The following is a 25,886-nucleotide window of genomic DNA, read 5'->3' as shown; positions in this document are numbered from 1 at the left end:
GTATTTTTGGAGTGAGTTGGAGAAATGTGTGGTATCGAAAAATTGCCGATGTAATCTAAGAAGTATCAGAAGGCCATAGGTTGGTTTTTCTTGTTGCGTATAGATTTGAAGGTTGTTAGATAGCCGTATATGGATACTCTTTGACCTACTATTGTGCTTACCCAATTTGGCTTTTTTCTTTTCGAGGTATGAGACGTTGTAGCACATTGGAAAATCTGATTAGTTGGGTATATTTTTAGATTCCATTTGCTGAATGATTTTGTTTACTTCGGCTTCTGTACTTCGGAGCTTGGTTTGGCAAAAGTTGATTAGCTCGGAGGCTCTTTTTACTTTTTCAGCTAAAACGTCAACTGAAACGGACTCTGTTTCGATTTCTTGAGCTATTTGCTTTAATTCGATATATGCTTTTTCGTAGGTTAATTCGGTAGCCATTATTTTTTTGTTTTTGAGATTGTTTTTGCTGTAATTTTATAGTCTTCCATTTCGATGTTAATTTCTGAACCAAAGTTTATTGATTCGGCATTTTTTATAATTTTATTATCTTTTCTAATAATTGCAAAGCCTTTCTTTAGTATGTTATCTGGACTCATTAGTCGGATTATCGACTGATAATGTCCAAGATAGCCTCGTTGATTGATTAAGTATTTGTTTGAAAATGATTTGAGATTAGCAATCAAATTGACTAAATCATTGTTGCGGTTGGAGGTTATGATTTTAGGTTTTGAGAGGATTTTATTCATTAGGTTTAACAAATTGGCCGTTTGGTTATATATGATGCTTTTTGATTTATTTACTACAATTAAATTTATAGCATTAATATTTTGGGTTTTTATACTTAGAGTTGCTCTTGTATTATTTAGTATTGAGTTTTGTAGTTGATTAATATTTTGGGTTTTTATGCTTAGAGCTGCTCTTGTGTTATTTAGTATTGAGTTTTGTAGTTGATTGATATTTTGATTTTTTATGCTCAAGGCTCTTTGCGTATTAATCAATATTGCACTTTGTAATTGTATTAAAGCATCTTCGAATGATTTATTGTGAGCTATGATAAATTCAGCTGTTTTGGTTGGTGTTTTGGTACTTGTATGTGCCATCAGGTCAACGATTGAAATATCATTTTGATGGCCCAGTCCTGTGATGATGGGAATTGGAAATTTTGCAACTGCTCTGGATAGTGCATAGGTATTGAACACTAAGAAATCTGATTTTGAACCACCTCCTCGCACTATTACTACACAATCATATTGTTTTTTGGATTCATAGATGGCTATCAGCTTATTTATTAATTCGGTTTCAGCTTCGATACCTTGGACGGAAGACTGATAGGTATCTAAGGAGAATCGGTATTTATGTTGATTTTGTTGGATTGTATGTAAGAAGTCATTGTATCCTTCAGAATTAGGTGAGCCAATGATGGCGATGTTTTGTATGACTATGTTTAGTTGTATTTTTTTGTTTCTAGTATGGTATTGTTCGCCTATTAACTGTATAAATGATGGATTTTCGGCAACTAATTTTTGTAGCGTTTCTCTTCTTTGCTTTTCAAGATTGCCTAATGTAAATGAGTGGTCGATGTCTTCAAGAATTAAGGAGAAACCATAAGTTGAGGTAAACTCTACTTTTACTTTGACAAGGACTTGGATTCCGTTGGTGAAAGCCTGGCCCGTATTTTTTTGGAATAGGTCGATATTTTGTGATCCAGAACGCCAGGCAATTCCTTTTACTTTGGCAATTGGCTCTTTGGATGGATCTTCTTTTTCAATGAACTCAAAATAATGGCGGTCTTGGTTTGAATAGAATTTGTGGTTTGATATTTCGGCGACTATCCAATGGGTTTTTGTTCCAAATGATTGTTTGATTACATCTTGGATTTGTTGAGTTAAATCTGAAAGTTTTATGTGTGGTAGCTCAGTCAAGTTATTATTTGATTTTTAATTGTGTAATGATATCTAAGTGTATTTCAGATTTGTTCATAGACAATAACTTAAGCTGGTATATATGAATGATTACTATTACATTTAAGTTTTACAGTTCTACCGGGTAAGAGTGGAGTTACACCAGTTTCAACAAAATGGTAGGTTTTTAGCTCTGTACCATTAACTGGCTCGCCTGATTGAGTATCTATCATTGATTGAGATTGTTTTAGCGAACGTTGGGAAAGGTAAACAAATAAGTAGTAATATTTTTTCATGGATATATAATTGTTTGAAGGGTGTTTGTTTTTGCTTCGCTAAGGATAAGGCTTCCCAAAACTTGCATTAGGAGATATTGAGGAGCAAGTAGAGTATTTTTTTAATATTCTCTTTTGATTGCTCGGGAAAGGGTGTATTAGGTAATGGTTGCTCCATTGTTTGACAAGTATTTGGACATAGGTAATACAAGCTTAGTGAATTTAGTGGAAAAATGCAAAAATGCATTTATGGCTTAAAGAATATTGCATCTATAGAACTATGCCTCTTATAACTCAAAGGTTATTATAAATTTAAAGGTTAATCCGTATAAATCATCTTAAACTATTCTATAAATTATGTACCGAAAAATAAATAAACAGTCTAATCTTATTTTTAAATATACTTAAATCATATTATTAATTTTATATTTGACTTTATAAAATTACAAAGAATGAAAAAATGAATTCCCTCAACTCATTTTCCGCAGCTGATACTTCAATTATTGATATTACAAGCAATAATGCTGAAGATATCCCTACCGATGATTTATATATTAGTGTAGAAATTCCTTTTTGGAAACCTAATAGAAAAAGTAGAAATATACGTTTTGAGAATTCTAAACAAGCCTTATTCTTCGAAAATTTCAAGAATAGCTTTTATGCTAACGAATTTTATGATTTACGAGGGTATACGAATTACGCCCTGTTTCTGATTAATAATATTGATGAAGATTTTATGGGTAATAATAACTTTTCGCTATTTCAAGAAAGAATTGGCAATCTAATCCATTATTATCCTCAGATTAAAACACAAGCACAACTATGTCTGAAAGAAGCTATTTTTTACAAAAGAGATAGTATTTCTCTTTCAATTTTCCTAAAAGAGTGCCCAAAGGACAACACTCATAGGTTATACTCAACAGAAACCGAAAAATTAGGGAATCAATTTAAAAAGAAATTTGATTTATCATCTAATGAAACGTCCTTACTAAATGAGTTGAATTACAATAATAGTCTTTTTTTCAATATCTACTTTTATAGAGAAGAAATAGTAAAAGTTTTCATTCACCTTCTAAGACAATTAGAAAAGCATTTTTCCGACAGCTTTGACAAGATTTCTAAACGTTTTGCCAATGAATTTAAAGTTGATAAAACTGAGATTTATAAATGGATTTTAATTCAATGTGAAAATACGATAGCTTTAATTTATGGCTTTGAAAAAGAAATCCATTTGAATACCTTATACATCTATAGACAAGGTCCCATCCTGAAATTTGAGAACGAAATTATTCAACTTGCAAAGCAACTTATTGCTGAATATATGGTGTTTTATGTTCCAACAAATGAAGATGAAAAAACTTTAGAATCAATTTATACGATTTCAAAGACTAAGGGAAAATCCCACCTAAAATATTTAGTTGATAAATATACTACCCTTGAAGGTGACTTTTTATTTGAAGTTGTTGCGTTAACCTACTTCAATAGGAATAACTTCTTTTATTTTAACATTTTTTTTGATATATTTAAAGAAATCGCAAATAGGAATAATATCATCGCCTTAAAGATATATTTGCATTATATATATCATCAACTATCTTTTAATATCCCAACCAAATTAATACCTGTAAATATTAAGGCCAAGCTCTTTCCACAAAAAAATCAAGAGTTACATTTTGAGAAAATTGTTAGAATGCTACTCTTAGAAAAGGATTTACCAAAAGCTTTATCCGAAATTACTAAAATTTATGAAGTTAAGAGAAAAAAAATTCTACTTGACAAGATAAGTATTCGAGCAGTTGAAGAGAGCTATACAGGAACGGTAGAACTTTTAAATGAATACTTAAGAGACGATGAAAATAATGACAGTACTATTCTATCTGAAACAGAAAAAGTAGACGAAAAAAATACTGAAAATAAAACTAATAATTATTCGGTAGTTTCAAAGTCATCACCTTTACAAGGTATACAAGTGGTAACATTAGAATTATTTGTAAAAAATAATCTTACTGTGGCTAAAAATGAGATGAAAGTCTTTGCGAATGTGAATGGGGTATTTGTTAATCATTTAATTGAAAGTATAAATGATAGTTATTATGAATTCTTAGATGATTTATTGATTGAGGAAGATGAGGAAAACTATGTAATTTATCTTGAAAATTTTCAAAAAATTTCGGCTTCTTAATTTTTAGTAAGATACATTCTTAATAGCTAAACACTATACCATGATGATCATAATTTTTATTACAGGGATTATTATTTATATTATTTATAGTATAAATAAACCATCAAAATCAGGACATAAAACGGGGACTTCTAATCCATACGTCACTTATCCTTCCGAAAAAAGAAGAGAACCAAAGCCTTTTACGATTTCTACACAAACATCATCTACAAAAAACCTACAAAGAGATGCATCAATCATCGATGTGACCAATTATGGTACTACTATTTCACATTTTGAAAACACAAAAAAATATCATAAAGAGGTTCCGTATTGGCGACATCAATACGTCTATTCCTATCAGGAAATAGACACAGCAACCGATGAGCAGAAAAGTTTTTATAAAATTTTTAAAACAAAGTTTTTAATTGGTGAATATTTAGATGTTGAAGGTAATTCAAATTATTACTTTATTCTTTTATTTGATTTATTGAATGAATATGAGAGTCATAAGGATTTGACTATCTTGACGAAACAACTCAAGGACTTGGGGATAAATTATCCTAAGACTAAATCGTATGCTGCCTTATTTTTGGCTAAGAAATTTGAAGCAAGTGGCAGGTCTATTGATTCATATACAATTGAAAGGAACAATAGAGACTTTTCATTCTTTCAAGGAAATACGATTGACTATCAAACTTATGATTGGAGAAAAAAATATAAAACTTTACTAAAACTAAGTTCTGAGGAAGAAAAACTTTTAGAAAAAATATGGTATCAGTCCAATAACTTTTTCAACATAGACTATTGTTGCCGCTCAATATTGAAATTATTCATTCATACAATTGCAGGTTTAAATGAACAATATCTACAAGAAGGGACTACACTCGAAAGCCAATTTTTATTTGTTGCTGATATTATTGCTAAAAAAAATTATAACTACAGAAGAGGTAGTCAGAATTACAAATACTGTATTGAAAATGTTTCTAATGACTTCCATTTGTATATATTCAAGTACTGTGAAAACGCAATACGAGAATATTATGGTCATAAGAGAAAGATAAATGTTGAAACGAATTATACTCAAGAAATTGAAACTGAGCTGAATGCCAGAATAATTTCAAAAGTAAAAGAGCTATTACCCGATTTGATTAAACAAATACCTCTTCCAGACGAAGTTACGGATATTGAACTTTATGCACAGAATACTAACCGATGGAGGATAAAATTTGAAGAACTTAGTACCAATTATAACGGCAATCCAAATAAGTTTACTGAATCTGTTATTGCACTTGGTAACTTAAATATCCGAAACCCTTCAGTAGAGAATATATTTTTTGAGGCTTCTAAGTTTATGGCAAAGCATGATAAAGAAAAATCTCTTTATCTCTACATCTATTATCTTTATTATGATTTAAAATCCGAAATCTTCGATAATAAGCAGTTAACTAAAACGATTCAAAAAAATCTATTCAAAACCGAAGAACAATTAAAATATTTTGAAGTAATTGTACAGGAATTTGTAAATGATAAAGACTTAAACAAGGCCTTGTCAAGTATTTCAAAAGTATATGCAGTCAAACGGAAAAAGATAAAACTTGATGAAGAAACCATACAGCAAGTACAACAGCAACATTCGGGTACAGTTGAATTATTGAATGAATATCTGCGGGATGATTCAGAAGATACTGCTGATACGCCAATTGAGGAATCAAACGATACTGAAATTGAGCTAATTGTGAGTCAGAAAAAAACTGAGATTAGTCAATCAATTTTTCTTGAGGAATTATCGCTCAAACCTATCCAGACAAAAACATTGGAGTTATTTGCTAAGAATAATCTTGTTATTGCACAGAGTGATATAGAGGCTTTTGCTAAATCAAACGGAGTATTTAAAAATCAATTAATAGATAGCATTAATGATACGTGCTATGAGCATTTAGATGATTTGTTGATTGAAGAAGATGACGATGACTATACTATTAATAATACTTATTACCAAAGAATTTTGACACAATGATTGACAACGTTAAACCTAAAGAGGCCACCTCCATTATCAACTCCTTAATTGGTGGAGTAGTACCTAAAATGGGCGTACAACACATTACTGTTGGCCGTACAGAAGAAATAAATGCAGTAATCTTGGCATTAGAGGATGTAAAAAACGGGCATAGTATGGTGAAATTTTGGATTGGAGATTTTGGTTCGGGCAAATCTTTCATGCTTCATCTACTGAATACCGTGGCATTAAAGCAGAAGTTTGTTGTTGCCAATGCAGATTTTACACCTGATAATCGCCTATATTCTAATGATGGTAAAGGAGTAGCCCTTTACTCTGCCATAATGGATAATGTAGCGATTCAGACTAAACCCGAAGGAGGGGCATTACCGACCTTATTAGAAAAGTGGATTGAACAGGTTATTTCCAAGACAGCAGATGCAAATAGCTTGTCATTGATTGAAATTAGACAAGAGCAATATCTTAGATTGATTGGTGATTCTATTATGAAAACGATTAATGAACTTACAGATGTTGGTGGATTTGATTTTGGAATGGTTGTATTCAAATACTACGAAGGTTATATCAAGGATGATGAACATCTACGCCGTAATGCTTTAAAATGGTTAAAAGGAGAATACCGAACGAAAACTGAAGCAAGGCAAGATTTAGGAGTTAGAGAAATCATTAATGATTTGAACTATTATGATATGCTCAAGAATTTTTGTAAGCTGTTTGTGAATATGGGTTATAGTGGCTTTATGGTAAACCTTGATGAAGCAATTAACTTATACAAAATTTCAACCGCAGTTGTAAGAGAAAAGAATTATGAAAAAATTCTTACTATCTACAATGATTGTTTTCAGGGTAAAGTGACTAATCTTTTCTTCAACTTTGCGGGAACAAAAGAGGTACTGGAAAATGAACGGAGAGGGTTATTTAGCTATAGTGCGTTGAAAACAAGGCTGATTACCAATAAATTTGAAACAGCAGAGATTAGGGATTTTGCCCAACCCGTAATTAGATTACTACCTCTCAACCATAATGAAATATTTGTTTTACTTAAAAAACTAAAAGCAATATTTGATTTTAATTATAAAACTGAAATTAGCATCAGTAATGAGGAGATTCATCAGTTTATGGAGGAGTTATTTAATAAACCAGGAGCATCTGAATTTTTAACTCCGAGAGAAGTTATCAGGGATTTTTTAAATATACTGAATATTATTCGTCAAAATCCTGGTGTAGATAAAAGTAGATTATTTGGAGATATTGAAATCTCTGATGAAAGACCAAGTGAATTTTCATTAGACGACATTGAGGAATTATAATGGCTTTTCAATTACTTTCAGAACCGATACGGAAATATATACGAGACAAAGGTTGGGAACAATTGCGACCTATACAAACTGCCGCAATTACGAGAATTTTGGCATCGGATGAAAACTATATTCTGGCATCCAGAACTGCTTCGGGTAAAACTGAAGCAGCCTTTTTACCGATTTTATCAAAAATTGACTTCAAAGAATCAGGAGTTCAAGTACTTTATGTATCGCCTCTCATTGCTCTAATAAATGACCAATTTTATCGTATTGAAGAGCTTTGCCAAAATCTTGATATAAGTGTAACCAAGTGGCATGGAGAAGCGAATAAAACATTGAAAGACAAACTGTTTAAACAACCTAATGGTGTTGTATTAATTACGCCAGAATCGCTGGAAGCAATGTTTGTGAATAAACCCTATTTTGTAAAGCAACTTTTTTCGAACCTAAAATATGTAGTCATCGATGAAATACACTCGTTTATTGGTACGGACAGAGGGGTTCAACTCAAATCAATCATAGCAAGACTTAAAAAAATCAATAATCACTCATTTAGCGTTATTGGACTTTCGGCTACTATTGGAGATTATGATGAAGCAAAAGGTTTTACTGGTGATTCTTCAAAGACGAAGGTTCTTTTGGATAGAACTGCTAAAGAGATTAAAGTACTGTTTCGGTATTTCAAAGGCGAAGGAGACGAATTGCCATTAGACCTTTTGAAAGACTTATATATCGAAACAAAAGATAACAAGGTTTTAATTTTTCCCAATAGCCGTGGGCGGGCAGAAGAAGTCGCCGTTAAACTGAAAAAGATTTCTGATAGAGTTAAAGGACACCCTTATTATTTTTCCCATCATTCATCGGTTGACAGAGAAGTCAGAGAATATGTAGAACATTTTGCGAAAAATAATTTCCGCCTAAATTTTTGTATTGCTTGCACTTCTACCTTAGAGTTAGGCATTGATATTGGGTCTGTAGATGAAGTGGTGCAAATTGATGCCACGCATAGTATTGCATCGCTTATACAACGCGTGGGAAGAAGTGGTAGAAAAGAAGGCGAGCGAAGTAACTTATATTTGTATGCGACAAATAAGTGGAGTTTACTACAATCTATTGCGTGCTGGTTATTATATAAAGAGGGATTTATTGAGCCTCCACAAAAGAAAGAAAAACCCTACGATATTTTAGTGCATCAAGCATTATCAATCACAAAAGGACATTCAGGGATTAAATTAACTGAATTGATTCATCAACTTAAAACGAATGCTTCATTTAGTAATATTGAATTAAATGAAATAGAAGAAATACTTAACTATTTAATTGAAATTGACTTATTTGAAAGACTCCAAAATGAGGTAATTATTGGGGTAACTGGAGAAAGGGTAGTCAATAGCCGTGACTTTTACAGTGTCTTCAAGGTAGAAGAGGCTTATAAAGTTGTGAATTCTGGTCAGAAGATTGGAGAGATACCATTTTCACCACAGATTATTGAAGATGAAAATATTTTACTTTCCGCAAAAATTTGGAAAATAGTATTTGTTGACCATCAGTCAAAAAAAATTGAAGTAATACCAACAAAAGATGGTAAGAAGCCATTGTTTTCGGGTAGCGGTGCTTTGATACACCAAAAAATAAGAGAAAAAATGTTTGAGATTTTATATGATAGGATAGACTATGATTTTCTTGACCAACCGAGTTGTGATGAAATTTTAGTTTTACGTAAGGATTTTAGCATTTTTAATATCAAAGACTTGACTATTGAAAGGCCTTTACTGGTCTCAGAAAAGTATCTAACCTTTTTTTCGTTTACTGGTACAAGTATCAATCGAACCATTCGATTGCTTTTAAAAATTGTAGGCATAAATCATAGGTATGATGAAGAAAGTAGTACTTTCGAACTTGAGGAAAGTAAGGAATTATTTACTAAACAATGGAAAGCTTTAGCTGCACTATTAGACAATATTGATTTGCATATTACTACCCATTTTAGAGAAAATCCTTCATTGTTAAGTTTTTCTAAATGGGGTATTTATCTTCCAGAAGATTATCAGGTGAAACTTATTAAGAATACGTTTTTTGATATCGAAGGAACAAGAAACTATTTAACGAACACCAATTTAATTTTAAATTAATAATGATTGATTCTCGATTTTATTGAGTGGCTTGAATAATTAATACCGAAAGATAAATTTCTTAGTAATTGCTTGCAGTTGAGGGAGTTTTGTGATAGTCTTACAGTCTGAAATGATATTAAAACTTGCTGTTTATTTCTGCTTAATGAACCAAGTATAACTTCGTTCCACATTTTATTTTTAATATTTAAGTACACTTTTTTACTTCTGTGATTTAGGTCTTATTCTAATTATGCTTGATGGTTAGCGGCGATATGGGTAGTGGAATAATGGGGTAAACGAATGCAAATAAAGTCGGCTGAAATGTTGTATTTGAAAAACTAATCATTGGATTTAAGATTATGGACTTTATTACGATTGATTTTGAAACGGCAACCGCCCAAAGAGATAGCCCCTGTGAACTTGGGTTGACGTTTGTGAAGGATAGACAGATAGTAGAAACAAAGTCGTGGTTGATAAAGCCCATGTATGCTGACTTTGATTACTTTAATGTGCTGATTCATGGCATTAGACCCGAAGATGTGGCGGATAAACCAGAATTTGATGTGCTTTGGGATGAGATAAAACCACTGATTGAAAATCAGTTTTTGATTGCTCATAATGCGGGATTTGATATGAGTGTGCTGCGTAGGACATTGGAGGCTTATCAATTACCTTTTCCGACGTTGCAGTATTCTTGTAGTTATATTTTCTCGAAAAAGGTGTGGCAGGGGTTGCCTGCCTACGACTTAAAGACCCTTTGCAATGCAAATGGTATTGTATTTAAGCACCACAGAGCTGGAGCTGACAGCAGAGCTACTGCTGAATTGGCATTAAAGGCTTTTGATAGAGCTGAGGTGTATTCAGTAGAAGATTTTCCTGAAAAACTCAGGACATCAGTTGGGAAGTTATTTGAGGGGGGATATAGCCCTTCGGAGACGAAGCGGGTCTATAAGAATGTGGCCGAACAGATTGTAGGAGACCTAAGTAAACATAATACTAAGAGTATTTTTTATGGTAAAACGGTTGTTTTTACGGGTACTCTTTCATCAATGGTACGGAGCAAAGCACAACAAGCGATTGCTGATATTGGTGGAATACTCGGCAATGCTATAACAAAAGATACTGATTTTTTGGTGGTTGGACAGCAAGACTACAAAGTTGTGGGCGATGATGGCATGAGTAGTAAACAAGAAAAGGCGATTAAGCTAATTGAGAAAGGTGCTGCAATTGAGGTTATCTCGGAGAATGATTTTTTGAGGAATTTGTAAAACCTGTGTCAGATTACTTTGAATACTGACACAAGTCTATTTACAGTATAAAATGTCATACGTTAAATTAGCTATCTCCAAGAATCTTTAATTATAATTCTCCAAATACGGAATTAATATCAATTTCTATATCATAAAGCGAGATAAATCTATACTCTACCAAATGAGCTTTTATAAGTGGTAGAGGAATAGCTTCATTAGTTATATAAATATATTCAAACTCATAATCATTGAGATGTGGAATGGTCGTATCAAGATTTGAAAGACTATTTAAGTTTTTCATCATCCATTCCTTCCTTTTATCTGTTTTGGGTATCCAAGGCTTATTTCCTCCTATAAATTTTAGAAATTCATTATTCATCTCGAAAGGTGTTTTAGAAGCAGATATACATTTACATTCAACTGCTAAAATTTTTCTTTTATCAGGATTTATCAATAAAATATCTATATCTCCAATATTTATTGGGTTAAATAATTTTGATTTTGGGCCTATTCCTATCTCTTTCATAACAATACAGTTACTAAACTTCTTCTTTAATAACTTATACACTTCTTCATTAAAATCTTTTCCATTTTTATCATTTACAGACGATAGAAATGATTTCATTTCAGGGCTTTTTGCTTGATATTTCCCTCTAAAAATTTTATTTCCTAAATTGAGATAAAAATCATGTATGGTTCTAAATCCATAAAGAATATACACTTTATCTTCACTATTTACTAAAATAAATGGCTTTTTTAAGATAGAAAAATTCCTATTAAATTGCCATGGGAAAAAATCATATGATTTGTATTCTTTTCCATTCAAGTCTTTCCTTTCACATATGGAAAATTGGTCAATAAATTTCTCAATAATTTCATGAGAAAAATTAAATTTGTCAGTAAGAGATTTTTTATATACTTCAATTGAACTATAATACACTGGTTCATCATCAGCTCTCGCTAAATCAATTGAATATTCAATCAATTGAATAAAATCATCAAAAGGAAATTCAAACTCAAAATAAAACGCTTTTTTAAATGTATATACATCAGCATTTTCTTCGTTATTTGAGTTCCCTTTTTCCGAAACTTCAAACATTTTATCAAAGTTCTTCTGGTAATCAAAAATATCTTCACTAAACTTTTGATTATAATATGTATTCATTATGTTTTTTTCGAATATTTTATCTGTTCCTACTCTACCCGAAGGGAGTAAATCAATTTCTATATTATTAATTTTAAAATTTAATCCATCGCTGACAAATCCCCAATTAATTATATTATTCATGTATGCCATCGAAATATCAAAACACTCTAAATTAAAGTGTTTTTTACCTTTAGGAGGGTAAGCAACTATGTATTCAATTAGGCATCGTAAACTAATTATCGTCTGTATATTTTTTTTATTTTTATCAAAAATGTATTTTTCAATGTCACAGTGGTGTTTAAAGCATTCAATTTGAGCAACAATATCTAATTTAGATAATTCACGTTTCTGAATAGTTGATTCATAATATGATAATAGAATCTTTAATAATTGTGTAAAGTCATACTTTTCCAATAAGCTTCTCAGGTTTGAATCAAAGTAGGATACTATTTTATTTACTAAACTATTTTTTTTAGTCTCATCAGTAATCTTCCTTGGTTTATATGGTTTGTCCGTCAAAATTATTCCAAGATTATCTAATTGTTTATTTATCTCAAACGAAGATAACATTCGTACTTTATAAGTATTTTTATCGTCTATCCTTATATTTTTATCTGGTATTTGTACTATTAATTTTTTCTTTTTACCAACCGGGATATACTTTTCAGTTACAGATTTAATAGTATGTTTTATTGAATTTTCGTCATAATCAGAGAAGGTGGAAAGTAAATTATAAATTAATTTCTTCATTAGCTCTCTTTCTCCAGTATTGTCAAGTTTGTATAATGAATGATTAAAATTTTCATCTAAATCAATAAAAACATCGCCCTTAACTATATTAATTTTAATACCAGAACTTCTAATAGGGACATTATTAATTATTAATGGCGAGGAAGAAATAAATATATTTATGGATTTGTTTGACTTTTCTACAAAGGCTAATTTTAATATTGGAGAAAATTCGTTCAACCAATATGCTATTGCAATACATATTTGAATTCTAAAAGACTCTTCATTACTTTTAATTTTATAAATATTCTCTTTGGGTAAAATCCACATAGGAATACCGACACATTCAGTATAAATTTTATAGGATAACTGTTTTTTTAGAACACCTGTTGAGTAAATTGGTAATTTTGCAGGAAGTTTTTCTCTTGATACGGGTAATAGATGCCTTAAATGACCTTCATTAAATAAAGCCAAATGCTCATCAAAATATTGAACTGCGTCTTTTTTATAAGATAGTCCATAACCTGGTGTTATTATCAAAAAATCAAGTTTATCATCATTAGTATAAAAACTCTCATCATGTTCAATAAAGTATGAAATAGCATCTATAAATGATGTTGAGAAACTCTGCGAGTATTGTAAAGCTTTAGCAAAATTGAATAAAGTGAGTTCATGCCATTTCCTTGATTTAAAGAAAATGTCAAGTTCGTGCATAGAAATACCTAAATAAACAACTTCTTCGCTTACAGTCTCCGTACTGAAAGAAACGGCTCGTCCAATTCCGTTGATTATTTTTAAGAAAAATAATTCAAAATCTTGAAAATGTTTATCTTGTTTAAGTTCAAGAAAAATCGCCATCTGTCTTTCAGATACTTTGTCGCTATTCTTATCACCATAAAAAGTTGATAGTGGAGAATTAACATTGTAGCCTTCTCCATTATCAAAAAATATACACACATACGCAATTTTATTTTGGTCAAATAAAAATAAATGTTCAATAATAGGAAGGGGTGTTGGTGAGAAAGGATAATGAACCTGACGAAATCCGATTTCACTAAAAATGAAATTTGAGTATGAAGAACACTGCTTAGCAAATATCTCTAAAAAATTATCAAGAATATTCTTTTTTTGAAATTGTCTCAGAATGTTATTAATCCCTGCAAAAACAAGATTGGTTGGCGATAGAACAATATAGGTTTCATTAAACCTTCTTAGCGGTTTATAAATAATTGGATTTTTGTCAGGTTCTGAATTAAGTAATTCTATATTTTCTAAATGAATTAAATAATCTTCAATATGTTCATGCCTCAAATTAAATGATAGCAATAATTCATCTATTTCAATTTTACTAAATTCAAAAACTGTTGAATACTTATAAAAATCCATTTCTGGAGGAAAATATATAGCATTACCATCGGATAAGTCTGCACCTATGTTACGAGTGTAGCCAAAATTAGTAGCGATTATATCTGATAGTTTAAGCAGAAAAAGGCATGAATTAAGGGTATTTACTCTAAGGTTATTGTCTTTGATACTATCTTTTTCTGAGAGTATCTTTAGAAATTGTTGTAAGATGAATGGATGTCCTTCCGATAGACCGGGGAATATTGTATAATTTCCTCGGGAGGTCATGATATTTTCAGTAAACAAATTTTCTGGAGGGTCTTCAAGATGGTGAGACCTAAAGTTTTGACCTATATACTTTTCAATTTCACTATAACTGGCTTTGACTAAACTTCCTTTATCAGAAAGTATGATTTGTCTTTGAATATCATCAATTCTTATATTTTTTCCATGATTTAGTGAAAATAACTGTAAAAATGCTAATATTTTTAATAATTCAGCACTATTAAAATTACTAAAATACTCAATGTGTTTGTGTTTGGATTTTTGTAAAGTAGGCTTATCAAATTCACTGGTTAATTTATGTCTATTAATCGACTCTAAATTATCCATACAACACTTTTTATATTTTTTACCACTTCCGCAGAAACAAGCATCATTTCGACCTATATACATTTGTTTTTATGACTTGTAAAGTTAAAAAATAGATTTAGAACATTATACTCAATCAAAGATACTATTGCATTAAAATTTGTTTCTCAATATGGTAGTTTATAAATTTACAGAAAATATTCCCATACAACAAAAAATTTAATAAAACATATTGATTAGCGTTTAGCTGAAGTTCCTGTATCTGAAATCTGGTAAATTTTATTGTACAACGGGAAGTAAAGTGTAAACGCCCATGCTATGCGTGGGCGTTACTTTGCTTTGTTGTACGGGCTTACCAGAGCCTCAGATGCGAAGTGTAGGTGATGACTCACGCTTAATTTTTCTAAGGTATGGTCAATCAAAAGATAAATATTTCGTTGGAAATTACTCCTGAAAATGCTTTGTTATTAAGTATGCTTATTAGAGATGGAGTTAATGGTAAACAAAATATTAAAAAGCAACTTTCAAATACTTCTAAAGAAGATTTGATGTCAATTGGCCAAAAAATAATAGATCAAATTATTTTTAAAACTGACTTCGATTCGCTTGGTCTAAAAAATGATCTCTTGGGAGGAATTGAACAAAATTAGTTTGGGAAATTTGGGAAATCACGTATAGGGGAATTTCCCTGATTTCCCAAGTGCTTCGGTTGGCTTCGGCTTCGCTCAGTTAACTTCACTTTGTCACCATCACTTTCCTACTGTTGGTCTGCTGCTATGAGACTTTCACTATCATTCTTTTTTTGAACTTTTGAAGTGATTTTAAGTTCGACTCTTTCAGAGTTGTCGTAAAATTGGATATTTAGCTCCCTGAATTTCAAACAGGCCTATTCATGTTTGAACACTTTGTTATCTTTTCTAGTGATTCATGGAACTGGTTTAGGCTTCGGCTGAGTTCTGCTTCGCTCAGCCACCGTCGTTTAGCAACCATCGTTCAACTAATTTGGTCTGCCATGGTTACTTTTCCAACATTGTTTTTTCACCGTCAGTTTGCCATATTGTTCAACCTATGATGAGGTCACCGTTGATGTATCAGGAACTTTATTTATAGTCTGCTGAAAAAAGTATATCATCGAGTTGTAAAAGGAACATTGGATGTAATAGAAGTTATTATTTTGATTTAAGAATTTTTAGTAAAAATAGATCCTATGTATGTTTTTGTTTTGAAGGATAAAGTGAAGAAATTTCTACCTCGTAAAACTTAGCTATTTTCATTAAAACCCCTGCTTTTGGTTCGCTTAGGTCGCTTTCTATGCGAGAGTAGGTGCTTTGGTCAAGTCCAATGCTATTAGCAACTGCAGTTTGAGATAAACCTTTTTCTAATCTTATTTTGCGGAGTTTAGTGCCGTAGGTCATGTAAAATTTGTAGTTAGAGGATTTAAAAAAATGCAAAATAGAGGGAATTTTTTGAGATATTTTAGCGTAAAAACACCTATTAATAATACGTATTTTTACGCATTAATAATTATGCAAAACTGCATAACGATTATGCGTTTTTGCATAGGAATGTACAATTTGTTGCTCCATATTTGTATCACTTCCAAAAGGTAAACTTTCATTACACATACAACCATTACACGTCTGGACTGCAAATTTTTATAAAGTTTATGTACTATTACGATTTTTAATGTTTAAATTTCGATTAGCTGTATGTTTAAATTTACTCAAACCAAAGACAATGCTGTTGCTGCTACTTACCAATATCTCAAAGCTATTGGTGCAAAAGTAACGGAAGAAACAGTAGAAGAAACCCTCAAAAACCACCCAGATTACCCAAGTCTATTGGCAGCAAGCGATGCACTCGACGAGTGGCATATAGAAAATGTAGCAATACGTGTAAAGCCTGAACAATTAGCCGAACTACCAGTACCATTTTTGACATATCTCCATATCAATCAAGGTATATTTGCGTTGGTAAAATCTGTAAAGGATGATGCTATTGAATGGGTTCATACAAAGGAGGGTTTTAAAAGAGAAAAAACAAACGATTTTTTAAAGAAATGGGATGGTGTAGTTTTAATGGCAGAAACAAATACAGAATCAGGAGAAAAAAACTTTATAGAAAATCGTAAAAAAGAAATCCTCAATAACTTACGTATTCCTTTGCTATTGATTGGTGCTTCACTTCTGACCATCAGCTTATTTTACCATAATTTTGCTGCTGATTGGCATTATAACGCTCTTTTGCTTACAAAATTTACAGGAATCATCGTTAGCGGTTTGTTACTTTGGCAAAGCATTGACAAAAATAATCCATTTATTAAAAATCTTTGTCAAGCTGGGGGTAAAGCTAATTGCAATGCCATTTTGAGTTCAAATGCTGCCCAAGTTACTTCATGGTTGAGTTGGTCAGAAGTAGGTTTTTTCTACTTTACGAGTGGTTTTATAGCTTTATTAATAAATCCATATTCAATGTTTCTACTTTGGGCGTTGGGTGCAACTGCATTATTTTACACTTGTTGGTCTATCTATTATCAAGCATTTGTAGCTAAACAATGGTGTACACTATGCCTGACAGTTCAATTACTCTTTGTAGTAGAGTTTTTGCTCAATGTAAATTACCTTTCAGAATTAAGAATACAACTTGTTTCGCTGACATACGGCGATTTTATAGCTTCCCTTCAAGGGTTTAGTGGTGTAGTGTTAGTATGGGTTTTCATAAAACCTTTTTTACAAAAAAGCCAACAAGTAGCACCATTAAAAAACGACTTAAAACGCTTTCAAAACAACCCCAATTTGTTTTTGAGTTTATTACACAAGCAAGATGAAATGCCGTTTGTGCCTAAAAATATGAGCACAATTTTAGTAGGCAACCCAGATGCAGAGCATACGCTTACAATGGTAACAAACCCATTTTGTCAACCATGTGCCAAAACGCACAAAACCATAGAAAGGCTATTAGAAACTACCGAAAACCTTAACGTGCAGGTAATTTTCTTAGCAAATAACAAAGACGATGATAAACGAGGCATAGTTGCTCGTAGCATACTCTCACTACCAAAAAACCAACAAGCCAATGCACTGCATGAATGGTACTTAAATGAAGAACGAAATATAGAAAAATGGCAAAAGGCTTTGGAGATTATAGAAGACAAGAAGGCTTCAAACATAATTGAATATCATATGACTTGGTGTGAAATGGCAAAGATAGTAGGCACACCAACACTTTATTTAGATGGATTTAAAATGCCTGAATTGTACCGATTAGAGGATTTGAAAGGTGTTTTGAAGTATTTTTCACAAAGGATTTTCGAAAATCATAAATAAATTATTTAACTCTTAAATTTGAATTTTATGAAACATCAATTAAATGGAAAAATTTTGTCTCGAATGGAAATGAAAAACTTATTCGGGGGATTATCGGAATATAATTCAGGAACATGTAAGGCAACATGTATAAATGGTCAAACAATAGAGTGTTCAGGAGTAAAATGTTCGGCATTTGACCCTAATCCTGTTACATTGGAGGATGCATTTTGCTTATATTATGAAAATGCAGGAGATTCTTTCCCCAGAGAAGTTAATTGTTCTTTTGCATAATTAAATTTTAAATTATTATTAAATAAATTATCAAAATGAAAAATTACATATTAAATTTAAGCAATGTAGAAATTTTAAATAGACAACAATTGAAGCAAATAACTGGTGGTCTTGGTGACGACTTTGCTTCCTGTTCGCCTACTTGTCCCCCTGGTAAAACAGCACCTACTTGTGAATGTTCAGGTAATTGTAGTTCAGAAGATGCCTCAACTAATTCAGTTGGAAAATGTTGGTGTGGAACCCCAAGTCCAGACCCCGCCACGACAAAAAATTGTCCTTCATAATTATCTAATTTAAAATTAATATTTTCAGAAAATTAAAATTTGATATAAACATAATTTGACAGCTAATATTTTAACAATTCAATAAGATAATATAAAGTACATAAATTATTAATAGTTATGTGCTTTATATTATTTTGATAAATCAAATAACTTAAACTGAAAAAACATCAATTTTACCAAAAATAATTATCAAATTTATACTTAATAATTATGTAAAATTAGATTAGGTTTTTATTTATCTAATGAATTGATAATCAATTAGTTATTAGTGTATTTACAAATTAGTACAATTACTTAACAGACAATTATTTAATATTTTAAATATATAAATTTCACCTGTATACTTTTATTACTAATTTTTTGATTTTCATTTTTTTTAACTAAAATTTTATGAAGAAAGAAATCCTATTTTTCATCTTAATATTATCTCCCCTTTCGATTTGCTTTGCATTAAACTCTTCAGATTCAACGATAATAATTAAGCTACAAAGAACTTCTGGTGCTAGTAATTTGGGTATATCAGAATATGTTCCTCGACTTTCGAAAAGTGATACTCTTTTTTACAAGTACAATAAAAAAATATACAAAAAAATAGCAATACAGCATTTTAATTTACAACCAGATCAATCATTATTTGAAGATTACAAAAGGAATTCTATTAGTTACGATGAATTTTATCAAAGTTATAATTTTTTCAAATTTGATTCTACAAAACTTTCAAAAACACCCATCAACCAATCCATTGATTTTTTTTCAGGAATAATTGGCAATAAAAAAGTAATTATTTGCGATTTAAATCACAATAAAGATTTTACTGACGATGAAGTATTTGAATATGACCTAAATACTCGTTCAAAAAAAATCAAATTTGATTCTCTACAAACAATGAGTTCTGATTTTGAATATTTTTATGAAAATCGAAAAATTTTGAATACGGTAACTTTTAAAATATTACCATTTGATGATGAAAGTTATAATTTTTCAGATTTAGATAAAAGAGATTTAAATATATTTGTTTTACTCTACCATCACCAATTAGGTACTTTTACCGTAAATGAAAAAAACTATAAAATAGCAATTACGAATCCCTTTTTTCCTGTTTCTAAATATACAGTCAATTCCAAAATTTTCATAGGGGAAAAAGAATTTTTTAAGTTTACGCCAACGCTTAAATTAACAGAACCATTCAAACTTGAGGATGACTATTTCCAAATCAAATATGTTTCATTATTTGGGGATACTGTGAAATTACAAAAAGTGGATTTACAAAAAATAAAGGTAAGCGACTATCGAGTAGGAGAAATTGTTGGGAACATAAACGCTATTAATTTGAGAGGAGGTAACCCTGTTTTGATTAATAAAATAAAAGGAAATAAACTAATCTATTTTTGGGGAACGTGGTGCAAACCATGCATGGAAAAAATGGATAGTACAAAAAAATTATATCAAGAATTGGGACAAAAAATAAATTTTATCAGCGTAGCGTATGATACGGACTTTAAAAGTGTCGAAAAAGTTGTATCTAAAAGAAATCTTGAGTGGATGAATCTTTTTGTAAGTAAGAACAATCCCAATCCAGATAACTTAAATATAATTGAAACTCTTCTTATAGATTGCTTCCCTACTTACATTATACTTAATCAGAATAATAAAATCCTATTTAGAAATTGTGGTAATACAATTAGTGAGTTGAGAAATGAAATTCTTAAACTTAATTGAATCTACAAGCTAGTACTCATAAATCATTAATTCCTCGTTCTAAGTTTATTATTTTATATAACGGTTGCGATTTATAACACCCATTATTCTGATTTTAAAATCAGTCTTTGTGTAAGCCGTACTTATAAAACGGTATTTTATGTTACGGTTCTCATTTAATACTTCACTAATCAATATAATTTGCCAAAAGAAAGAAATCTTATGTGTCCAACTTACCAATAAAACGCCAACACGATACCATGGACAGGTACGCCTGACTGATGAGTCCTAACCGGACTAAGTATTGTGGTAAAAGATAGAATATAAACAATATGCCAAACTTCTCCTTATATCGCCAACATGATGCAATGGATTGCGGTCCTACCTGCCTACGCATGGTAGCAAAGCATTATGAGCGAGGGTTTTCTATACAAAAACTACGTGAGGCAACCCAAATTGGAAAGGAAGGGGTTTCGCTATTAGGCATTAGTGAAGCTGCTGAGAGCATTGGTTTCAAAACTTTGGCAGTAAAGGTGCCATTTAAACAATTAGATAAGGATGCTCCACTTCCATGCATCGTACACTGGAAACAGAATCACTTTGTTGTAGTTTATCAAATTAAAAAAAACCAAGTTTTTGTTGCTGACCCAGCCATGGGTCTTGTAAAATATTCTTATGGCGAATTTGAAAGCCAGTGGGCAACTACTATAGTTGAAGGCGAAAAAACAGGTATTGCACTACTTTTAGAGCCAACTCAAAGATTTTATCAAGAAATTGATGAGCAAACAAAGGGCATTAACCTAAGTATGTTATCGGGCTACGTTTTCAAATATAAACGTCTTATCCTACAACTTTTCTTAGGACTTTTTATTGGTTCAATCTTGCAACTTATTTTGCCCTTTCTTACCCAATCAGTAGTAGATACAGGTATCCAAACTCGAAATCTGCATTTTATTTATTTGGTGTTGGCGGCACAATTAATGCTTTTTATAGGAAGAATGTCGGTAGAGTTTATACGTAGCTGGATATTGCTCCATATCAGTACACGCATTAACCTGAGTATTTTATCAGATTTTTTGGGTAAACTCTTGCGTTTACCTGTTTCGTTTTTTGAATCAAAGAAGACAGGTGATATTCTCCAACGCATCGGCGACCACCAACGTATTGAATCGTTCCTTACGGGAACATCGCTCAATGTGCTTTTTTCAATGTTCAATCTCATCATTTTTAGCGTAGTTTTAGCTTATTATAATCTTACTATCTTTGGCGTTGTCTTGCTAAGTAGCATAGTCTATAGCATTTGGATATTGTTTTTTCTACGTTATCGCCGAAAATTAGATAATAAACGCTTTGCATTAGCAAGCCAAAATCAAAGTTCTTTAATTCAGCTTGTGCAGTCTGTTCCTGAATTAAAACTCAACAACGCCGAAATAAAAAAACGTTGGGAGTGGGAGAATTTACAAGTAAAAAACTTTCATTTGAGCGTTAAAGGGCTTGCTTTACAACAATACCAGCAAACTGGAGCAATGATTATCAATGAGGGCAAAAACATAGTAATTTCGTTTTTGGCTGCAACTGCGGTTGTTAATGGGCAAATGACTCTGGGAGCGATGATGGCACTACAATACATTATTGGGCAGCTCAATAGCCCAGTGGAACAATTGATACAATTTATGCAACATTACCAAGATGCACAAATCAGCCTCGAAAGATTGAATGAAATTCATGAAATTGATGATGAAGAAACCACACAAAAACCATTGTTACATATTTTGCCTGCTAATCAAGATATTCAACTCAAAAACCTCACATTTACTTATACAGGTGCAGGTAATGAACCTGTTTTGAAAAATATTAATTTAACAATTCCACAAGGAAAAATAACAGCAATTGTAGGTACAAGTGGTAGTGGAAAAACCACATTATTAAAATTATTACTAAAATTTTATAAACCTCAAAGTGGAGAAATACGATTAGGGAATGTTTCGTTCGACAATATCAGTCATAAACTCTGGCGTAGCAAATGTGGAACAGTGATGCAAGAAGGTGTTATTTTCTCAGATACTATTGCTGAGAATATTGCTTTCAGCGATGAATTTCCAGATACAAAAAAGCTTCTTCATGCAGTAAAAGTAGCTAATATTCAATCGTTTATTGAAGAACTACCGTTGAGCTATAATACCAAAATTGGTGCGGAAGGAAATGGTATTTCCCAAGGTCAAAAGCAAAGAATGCTAATTGCCCGAGCCGTTTATAAAAACCCCGATTTTATATTTTTCGATGAAGCGACCAACGCACTTGATGCCAATAACGAAAGCATAATCATGGCAAATTTAGAAGAATTCTTTCAAAACAGGACGGTAATTGTAGTAGCTCACCGACTAAGCACAGTAAAAAATGCCGACCAAATTGTAGTTATGGAGAAAGGAGAAATTGTAGAAGTTGGAACTCATGCCGAACTTACGCAAAGACACGGAAAATATTTTGAGTTAGTAAAAAATCAGTTAGAATTGGGGAATTGATGGAAGAAAAATCAAATATTTCAGAAAAACTGCTCCGAACAAATCTAATGGAATTGTTAGGTGGAAAAGGTATAGAAAGTACAAGTGAGTTGCTTAAGCAAGCAACCATTATTCCTCCTGAACCGCCATTAAACAATAATAAAAATGGCTGGAATGATGGCAATAACGACAGAATACCCGAACTACGGAGCTTCGAGGTGAACGAAATTTTGAGCAAACCACCCGCTTGGCTTATTCGTTGGGGTATCACAATATTTTTCTTTGTTTTAATATTAATGTTAGCAGTTACATGGTTTGTGCGTTATCCTGATTTAGTGAGAGGAAATCTTAAAATTGTTTCACAAAACCTACCTAAATCAGTCATTGCAAAAACTGATGGAAAATTGGTAAAACTCTTAGTAAATGATGGGCAAACTGTGCAAGAAGGTCAAAAAATAGCCTTCTTTGAAAGCACTGCCAACCATAAGGAAGTTTTGATTTTGAGTGACTTAACTGATTCATTAGTAAATCTGACAACAAAAGATAACCTTTCAGCCGTTTATACTGTCGAGATTCCATCTTTTTTTAAATTGGGTGAATTACAAAAATCATATCAGGTTTTTCAAGAAATATTTACCAGAGTAAAGTCTTTTGTGGGTACTGGTACTTATTTGCAAAAACGAAAAATGATTGAAAATGATTATACTCAACTAAATTCTTTACAGATAAATCTGAAAAATCAAATAAAGAATAATCAAAAAGATTTGGCATTAGCCGAAGACGAACTCGAAAGCCAAAAGCGATTACAAGAAAAAGGCTACGTATCAAAAAATGATTATCGGCAAGCCATGAGCAAAGTGCTTAGCAAACAGCAAAGCAATGAGCAAATGCTCAGTTCGATGAAGAATAATATAATGTCGCAAAACCAAAAGCAACAAGAGATTTTAGAATTAGACAAGACAATTACTGAGCAGAAAAATGCCCTCATTCAAGCCATGCACACTTTAAAAAGTGATATTGAATCCTGGAAACAACGCTACATTGCTATTGCTCCAACGGCAGGGAAGGTGATTTTTTTGACATCACTACAAGAAAACCAATCAGTAAAAACAGGACAAGAATTGCTTTATGTTTTACCAAAGGGAGAAGGGTTTCATGGAGAAATGAATATCGGTCAATTTAATTTTGGCAAAGTAAAACGTGGGCAGGAAATTATCATCAAGCTTCAAAGTTACTCTTATGAAGAGTATGGTACACTACGTGGGCAGATTAAAAGTATTTCCGAAATTCCGATAGACTCGGTTTATTTTGTTAAAGTAAGTTTCCCAAAAGGATTAACGACATCAGCTAATAAAACTATTCCTTTTCGCAATGGAATGACTGCTACTGGGGAAATAATAACGGAAGATAAAAGACTTATTGAAAGGTTTTTAAAAGAATTTATGAGCGTTTTTGAGAGATAACCCAGTTGTTGCGGACGCCCAACCCCTAAATGGAGTTTTGTTTTATATGGAAAACTGTATTTTAAAATATTTTCTACTACTAATTCTAATCTTGTTTTACTTTGAAGGAGATGCACAACATCGTTTTTCTCTCAACCAATGTATTGAATACGCCTATAAGCATAATTTTGATGTAAAATTGAAAGAGTTGAGATTGAAGCAATCTGAAAATACTTTAGAACAGTCAGAAAAAGCAATTTATCCTAATCTTTTAGGGTCTTTTTCTCAGGGGATTAATTCTGGTCGGAGCATTGACCCATTTTCAAATGATTTTATACAACGAACTATATCGTCTAATTCGTTTGGTGCAAATGCTAATTTTACGATTTTCAGTGGTTTTTCGCTCAAAAATCAAATTATTCAAAATCAATACAATGCCGAAGCCGACCATTTAGAAATTCAGGGAGCAAAAAATGAATTACGAACTCGAATTACCCTTGCTTATATGCAGGTGTTGATGAATCAAGAATTATCAAAAATTTCTCAAGAACAAATTCAAAATATCCAAGTACAATATGATAGAGTGAAGGCATTGGTTAGTGAAGGAAATATGCCCAAAACCAATTTGATTGATTTAGATGCACAACTTGCTACCGCCGAATTTGATGCCTTGAATGCCAAAAACAATATTGATGTTTCAAAACTCTCATTGACACAATTAATGGCTTTCCCTAATTTTACGGCTTTTGATATTGAGAATAGTTTGGTAGAGGAAAAAACTATTCTTTTAAATGATAATTACTTGCAAAATATTCTTTCAGGGCTTTACTTTCAACCAATTATCAAAAGTGCAGAATTTCGAGTACGAAGTGCCAGCATAGGCATAAAACTCGCCGAAGCAGGGAAATACCCAACTGTTTCGTTGGGTACAGGATTCGGCTCAGCGTATTCGAGTGCAGCAGCGAAAGAATATAATTATTTCCATCAATTAGGCTTTAATTTGAATCAATTCGCACGTTTAAGTATCAATTTTCCAATTTATACTAATGGGCAGGTTAAAGGACGGATCAGTAATGCCCAAGTCAACCAAAAAATTATTGAGACTCAGCTTTCACAAACAAAACTTCAAACAAAGCAAGAAATTGAGCAGGCGTATCTAACTGCCAAAATTGCCCAAGAAAAGCTAAAGGCTGCTCAAAGGCAGGTTTATGCTCAACAAATTGCCTACGATTCTGCAAAAGATCGTTATTTAGAAGGCTTACTTCATGCCATTGAGTTGAATACTTTTCGTATTAATCTCGAAAAGTCAAAGTCGAATCTAATTCAGTCTAAATATGAATTTTATTTTAGAAAAATAATGTTGGATTATTATTCAAATATGTAAAATTGTTGATTTAAGTCGACTTAAACTAGTTTGTTTTTTCTGACTTTAGATGGTTCCGGTTATAATCACTTTGCTTCTACTGCTTTGCCAGCATTATGGTATGGATGAAATGTCTTGTTAATTGTTCAGGAATCACGTCAACTATATTTAC

The 25,886-nt window shown here is 31.7% G+C and carries 18 protein-coding genes; 13 read left to right on the top strand and 5 right to left on the bottom strand.

All coding sequences use genetic code 11. The features are described 5' to 3' along the window. Window positions 1-219: 219 nt before the first annotated feature. From xseB to ACQUQZ_RS07485, 3 genes are all read right to left on the bottom strand, one after another. Window positions 220-432 (bottom strand): exodeoxyribonuclease VII small subunit, encoded by a 213-nt coding sequence (xseB, locus tag ACQUQZ_RS07495; protein ID WP_435354252.1) that lies wholly within the window; start codon window positions 430-432, stop codon window positions 220-222. After that, window positions 432-1,916 carry an exodeoxyribonuclease VII large subunit gene (xseA, locus tag ACQUQZ_RS07490; RefSeq protein ID WP_435354251.1) on the bottom strand — a complete coding sequence of 495 codons (1,485 nt, stop codon included), beginning with the start codon at window positions 1,914-1,916 and terminating at the stop codon, window positions 432-434. The genes xseB and xseA overlap by 1 nt, the downstream gene beginning before the upstream one ends. Before the next feature lie 68 nt (window positions 1,917-1,984). Continuing rightward, a complete protein-coding gene (locus ACQUQZ_RS07485) occupies window positions 1,985-2,128 on the bottom strand; it encodes a hypothetical protein (RefSeq protein ID WP_435354250.1) in 144 nt (47 codons plus the stop codon). Window positions 2,129-2,630: 502 nt separating this feature from the next. On the opposite strand from ACQUQZ_RS07485, the gene ACQUQZ_RS07480 reads away from it, so the two are divergent. The 5 genes from ACQUQZ_RS07480 to ACQUQZ_RS07460 all read left to right on the top strand — a co-directional run bounded on the left by ACQUQZ_RS07480 (window position 2,631) and on the right by ACQUQZ_RS07460 (window position 11,034). Next, window positions 2,631-4,352, top strand: a complete 1,722-nt coding sequence (locus tag ACQUQZ_RS07480) for a tellurite resistance TerB C-terminal domain-containing protein (RefSeq protein ID WP_435354249.1) — start codon at window positions 2,631-2,633, stop codon at window positions 4,350-4,352. A gap of 40 nt (window positions 4,353-4,392) precedes the next feature. Further along, window positions 4,393-6,351 carry a tellurite resistance TerB C-terminal domain-containing protein gene (locus ACQUQZ_RS07475; protein ID WP_435354248.1) on the top strand — a complete coding sequence of 653 codons (1,959 nt, stop codon included), beginning with the start codon at window positions 4,393-4,395 and terminating at the stop codon, window positions 6,349-6,351. Then, complete coding sequence (locus ACQUQZ_RS07470; RefSeq protein ID WP_435354247.1) at window positions 6,348-7,661, top strand: ATP-binding protein; 1,314 nt, start codon at window positions 6,348-6,350, stop codon at window positions 7,659-7,661. Before ACQUQZ_RS07475 ends, ACQUQZ_RS07470 begins: the two co-directional genes overlap by 4 nt. Beyond that, window positions 7,661-9,784 carry a DEAD/DEAH box helicase gene (locus ACQUQZ_RS07465; RefSeq protein ID WP_435354246.1) on the top strand — a complete coding sequence of 708 codons (2,124 nt, stop codon included), beginning with the start codon at window positions 7,661-7,663 and terminating at the stop codon, window positions 9,782-9,784. The genes ACQUQZ_RS07470 and ACQUQZ_RS07465 overlap by 1 nt, the downstream gene beginning before the upstream one ends. A 341-nt stretch (window positions 9,785-10,125) precedes the next feature. After that, window positions 10,126-11,034 (top strand): exonuclease domain-containing protein, encoded by a 909-nt coding sequence (locus ACQUQZ_RS07460; protein WP_435354245.1) that lies wholly within the window; start codon window positions 10,126-10,128, stop codon window positions 11,032-11,034. Window positions 11,035-11,125: 91 nt separating this feature from the next. Here the strand turns inward: ACQUQZ_RS07460 and ACQUQZ_RS07455 are convergent, their stop codons facing one another. Then, a complete protein-coding gene (locus ACQUQZ_RS07455) occupies window positions 11,126-14,911 on the bottom strand; it encodes a YecA family protein (RefSeq protein ID WP_435354244.1) in 3,786 nt (1,261 codons plus the stop codon). A 353-nt stretch (window positions 14,912-15,264) separates the two neighbouring features. On the opposite strand from ACQUQZ_RS07455, the gene ACQUQZ_RS07450 reads away from it, so the two are divergent. Continuing rightward, the gene (locus tag ACQUQZ_RS07450) at window positions 15,265-15,477 is read left to right on the top strand and encodes a hypothetical protein (RefSeq protein WP_435354243.1); all 213 of its coding nucleotides are present in this window, start codon (window positions 15,265-15,267) and stop codon (window positions 15,475-15,477) included. 555 nt (window positions 15,478-16,032) lie between these two features. On the opposite strand, the gene ACQUQZ_RS07445 is transcribed toward ACQUQZ_RS07450, so the two are convergent. After that, window positions 16,033-16,242: a helix-turn-helix domain-containing protein gene (locus ACQUQZ_RS07445; protein WP_435354242.1), complete on the bottom strand. Its 210-nt coding sequence runs from the start codon at window positions 16,240-16,242 to the stop codon at window positions 16,033-16,035. A gap of 294 nt (window positions 16,243-16,536) precedes the next feature. Between ACQUQZ_RS07445 and ACQUQZ_RS07440 the strand changes: the two genes are divergently transcribed. The 7 genes from ACQUQZ_RS07440 (at window position 16,537) to ACQUQZ_RS07410 (ending at window position 25,735) form a co-directional block, all read left to right on the top strand. Next, the gene (locus ACQUQZ_RS07440; protein ID WP_435354241.1) at window positions 16,537-18,153 is read left to right on the top strand and encodes a vitamin K epoxide reductase family protein; all 1,617 of its coding nucleotides are present in this window, start codon (window positions 16,537-16,539) and stop codon (window positions 18,151-18,153) included. A gap of 27 nt (window positions 18,154-18,180) precedes the next feature. Further along, a complete protein-coding gene (locus tag ACQUQZ_RS07435; protein ID WP_435354240.1) occupies window positions 18,181-18,426 on the top strand; it encodes a hypothetical protein in 246 nt (81 codons plus the stop codon). 35 nt (window positions 18,427-18,461) lie between these two features. Continuing rightward, window positions 18,462-18,710, top strand: coding sequence for a hypothetical protein (locus ACQUQZ_RS07430; RefSeq protein WP_435354239.1), 249 nt, complete (start codon window positions 18,462-18,464; stop codon window positions 18,708-18,710). A 390-nt stretch (window positions 18,711-19,100) separates the two neighbouring features. Continuing rightward, window positions 19,101-20,429, top strand: a complete 1,329-nt coding sequence (locus tag ACQUQZ_RS07425; protein ID WP_435354238.1) for a TlpA family protein disulfide reductase — start codon at window positions 19,101-19,103, stop codon at window positions 20,427-20,429. A gap of 311 nt (window positions 20,430-20,740) precedes the next feature. Beyond that, window positions 20,741-22,930 carry a peptidase domain-containing ABC transporter gene (locus ACQUQZ_RS07420; protein ID WP_435354237.1) on the top strand — a complete coding sequence of 730 codons (2,190 nt, stop codon included), beginning with the start codon at window positions 20,741-20,743 and terminating at the stop codon, window positions 22,928-22,930. Then, window positions 22,930-24,372 carry an HlyD family secretion protein gene (locus tag ACQUQZ_RS07415; protein WP_435354236.1) on the top strand — a complete coding sequence of 481 codons (1,443 nt, stop codon included), beginning with the start codon at window positions 22,930-22,932 and terminating at the stop codon, window positions 24,370-24,372. Before ACQUQZ_RS07420 ends, ACQUQZ_RS07415 begins: the two co-directional genes overlap by 1 nt. 91 nt (window positions 24,373-24,463) lie before the next feature. Next, window positions 24,464-25,735: a TolC family protein gene (locus tag ACQUQZ_RS07410; RefSeq protein ID WP_435354235.1), complete on the top strand. Its 1,272-nt coding sequence runs from the start codon at window positions 24,464-24,466 to the stop codon at window positions 25,733-25,735. Window positions 25,736-25,886 lie beyond the last annotated feature (151 nt).

This window comes from Emticicia sp. SJ17W-69 (assembly GCF_051209875.1).
In the GTDB taxonomy this organism is placed as follows: Bacteria; Bacteroidota; Bacteroidia; order Cytophagales; family Spirosomataceae; genus Emticicia.
The sequence above is the reverse complement of the archived record's forward strand: the minus strand, read 5'-3'. Positions and strand labels throughout refer to the sequence as shown.

What these genes read in the sequence shown, in the direction of transcription:
- xseB (WP_435354252.1), bottom strand. Translation starts at nt 432, where the DNA reads ATGGCTACCGAATTAACCTACGAAAAAGCATATATCGAATTAAAGCAA.
- ACQUQZ_RS07485 (WP_435354250.1), bottom strand. Translation starts at nt 2,128, where the DNA reads ATGATAGATACTCAATCAGGCGAGCCAGTTAATGGTACAGAGCTAAAA.
- ACQUQZ_RS07480 (WP_435354249.1), top strand. Translation starts at nt 2,631, where the DNA reads ATGAATTCCCTCAACTCATTTTCCGCAGCTGATACTTCAATTATTGAT.
- ACQUQZ_RS07475 (WP_435354248.1), top strand. Translation starts at nt 4,393, where the DNA reads ATGATGATCATAATTTTTATTACAGGGATTATTATTTATATTATTTAT.
- ACQUQZ_RS07470 (WP_435354247.1), top strand. Translation starts at nt 6,348, where the DNA reads ATGATTGACAACGTTAAACCTAAAGAGGCCACCTCCATTATCAACTCC.
- ACQUQZ_RS07465 (WP_435354246.1), top strand. Translation starts at nt 7,661, where the DNA reads ATGGCTTTTCAATTACTTTCAGAACCGATACGGAAATATATACGAGAC.
- ACQUQZ_RS07460 (WP_435354245.1), top strand. Translation starts at nt 10,126, where the DNA reads ATGGACTTTATTACGATTGATTTTGAAACGGCAACCGCCCAAAGAGAT.
- ACQUQZ_RS07455 (WP_435354244.1), bottom strand. Translation starts at nt 14,911, where the DNA reads ATGTATATAGGTCGAAATGATGCTTGTTTCTGCGGAAGTGGTAAAAAA.
- ACQUQZ_RS07445 (WP_435354242.1), bottom strand. Translation starts at nt 16,242, where the DNA reads ATGACCTACGGCACTAAACTCCGCAAAATAAGATTAGAAAAAGGTTTA.
- ACQUQZ_RS07440 (WP_435354241.1), top strand. Translation starts at nt 16,537, where the DNA reads ATGTTTAAATTTACTCAAACCAAAGACAATGCTGTTGCTGCTACTTAC.
- ACQUQZ_RS07435 (WP_435354240.1), top strand. Translation starts at nt 18,181, where the DNA reads ATGAAACATCAATTAAATGGAAAAATTTTGTCTCGAATGGAAATGAAA.
- ACQUQZ_RS07430 (WP_435354239.1), top strand. Translation starts at nt 18,462, where the DNA reads ATGAAAAATTACATATTAAATTTAAGCAATGTAGAAATTTTAAATAGA.
- ACQUQZ_RS07425 (WP_435354238.1), top strand. Translation starts at nt 19,101, where the DNA reads ATGAAGAAAGAAATCCTATTTTTCATCTTAATATTATCTCCCCTTTCG.
- ACQUQZ_RS07420 (WP_435354237.1), top strand. Translation starts at nt 20,741, where the DNA reads ATGCCAAACTTCTCCTTATATCGCCAACATGATGCAATGGATTGCGGT.
- ACQUQZ_RS07415 (WP_435354236.1), top strand. Translation starts at nt 22,930, where the DNA reads ATGGAAGAAAAATCAAATATTTCAGAAAAACTGCTCCGAACAAATCTA.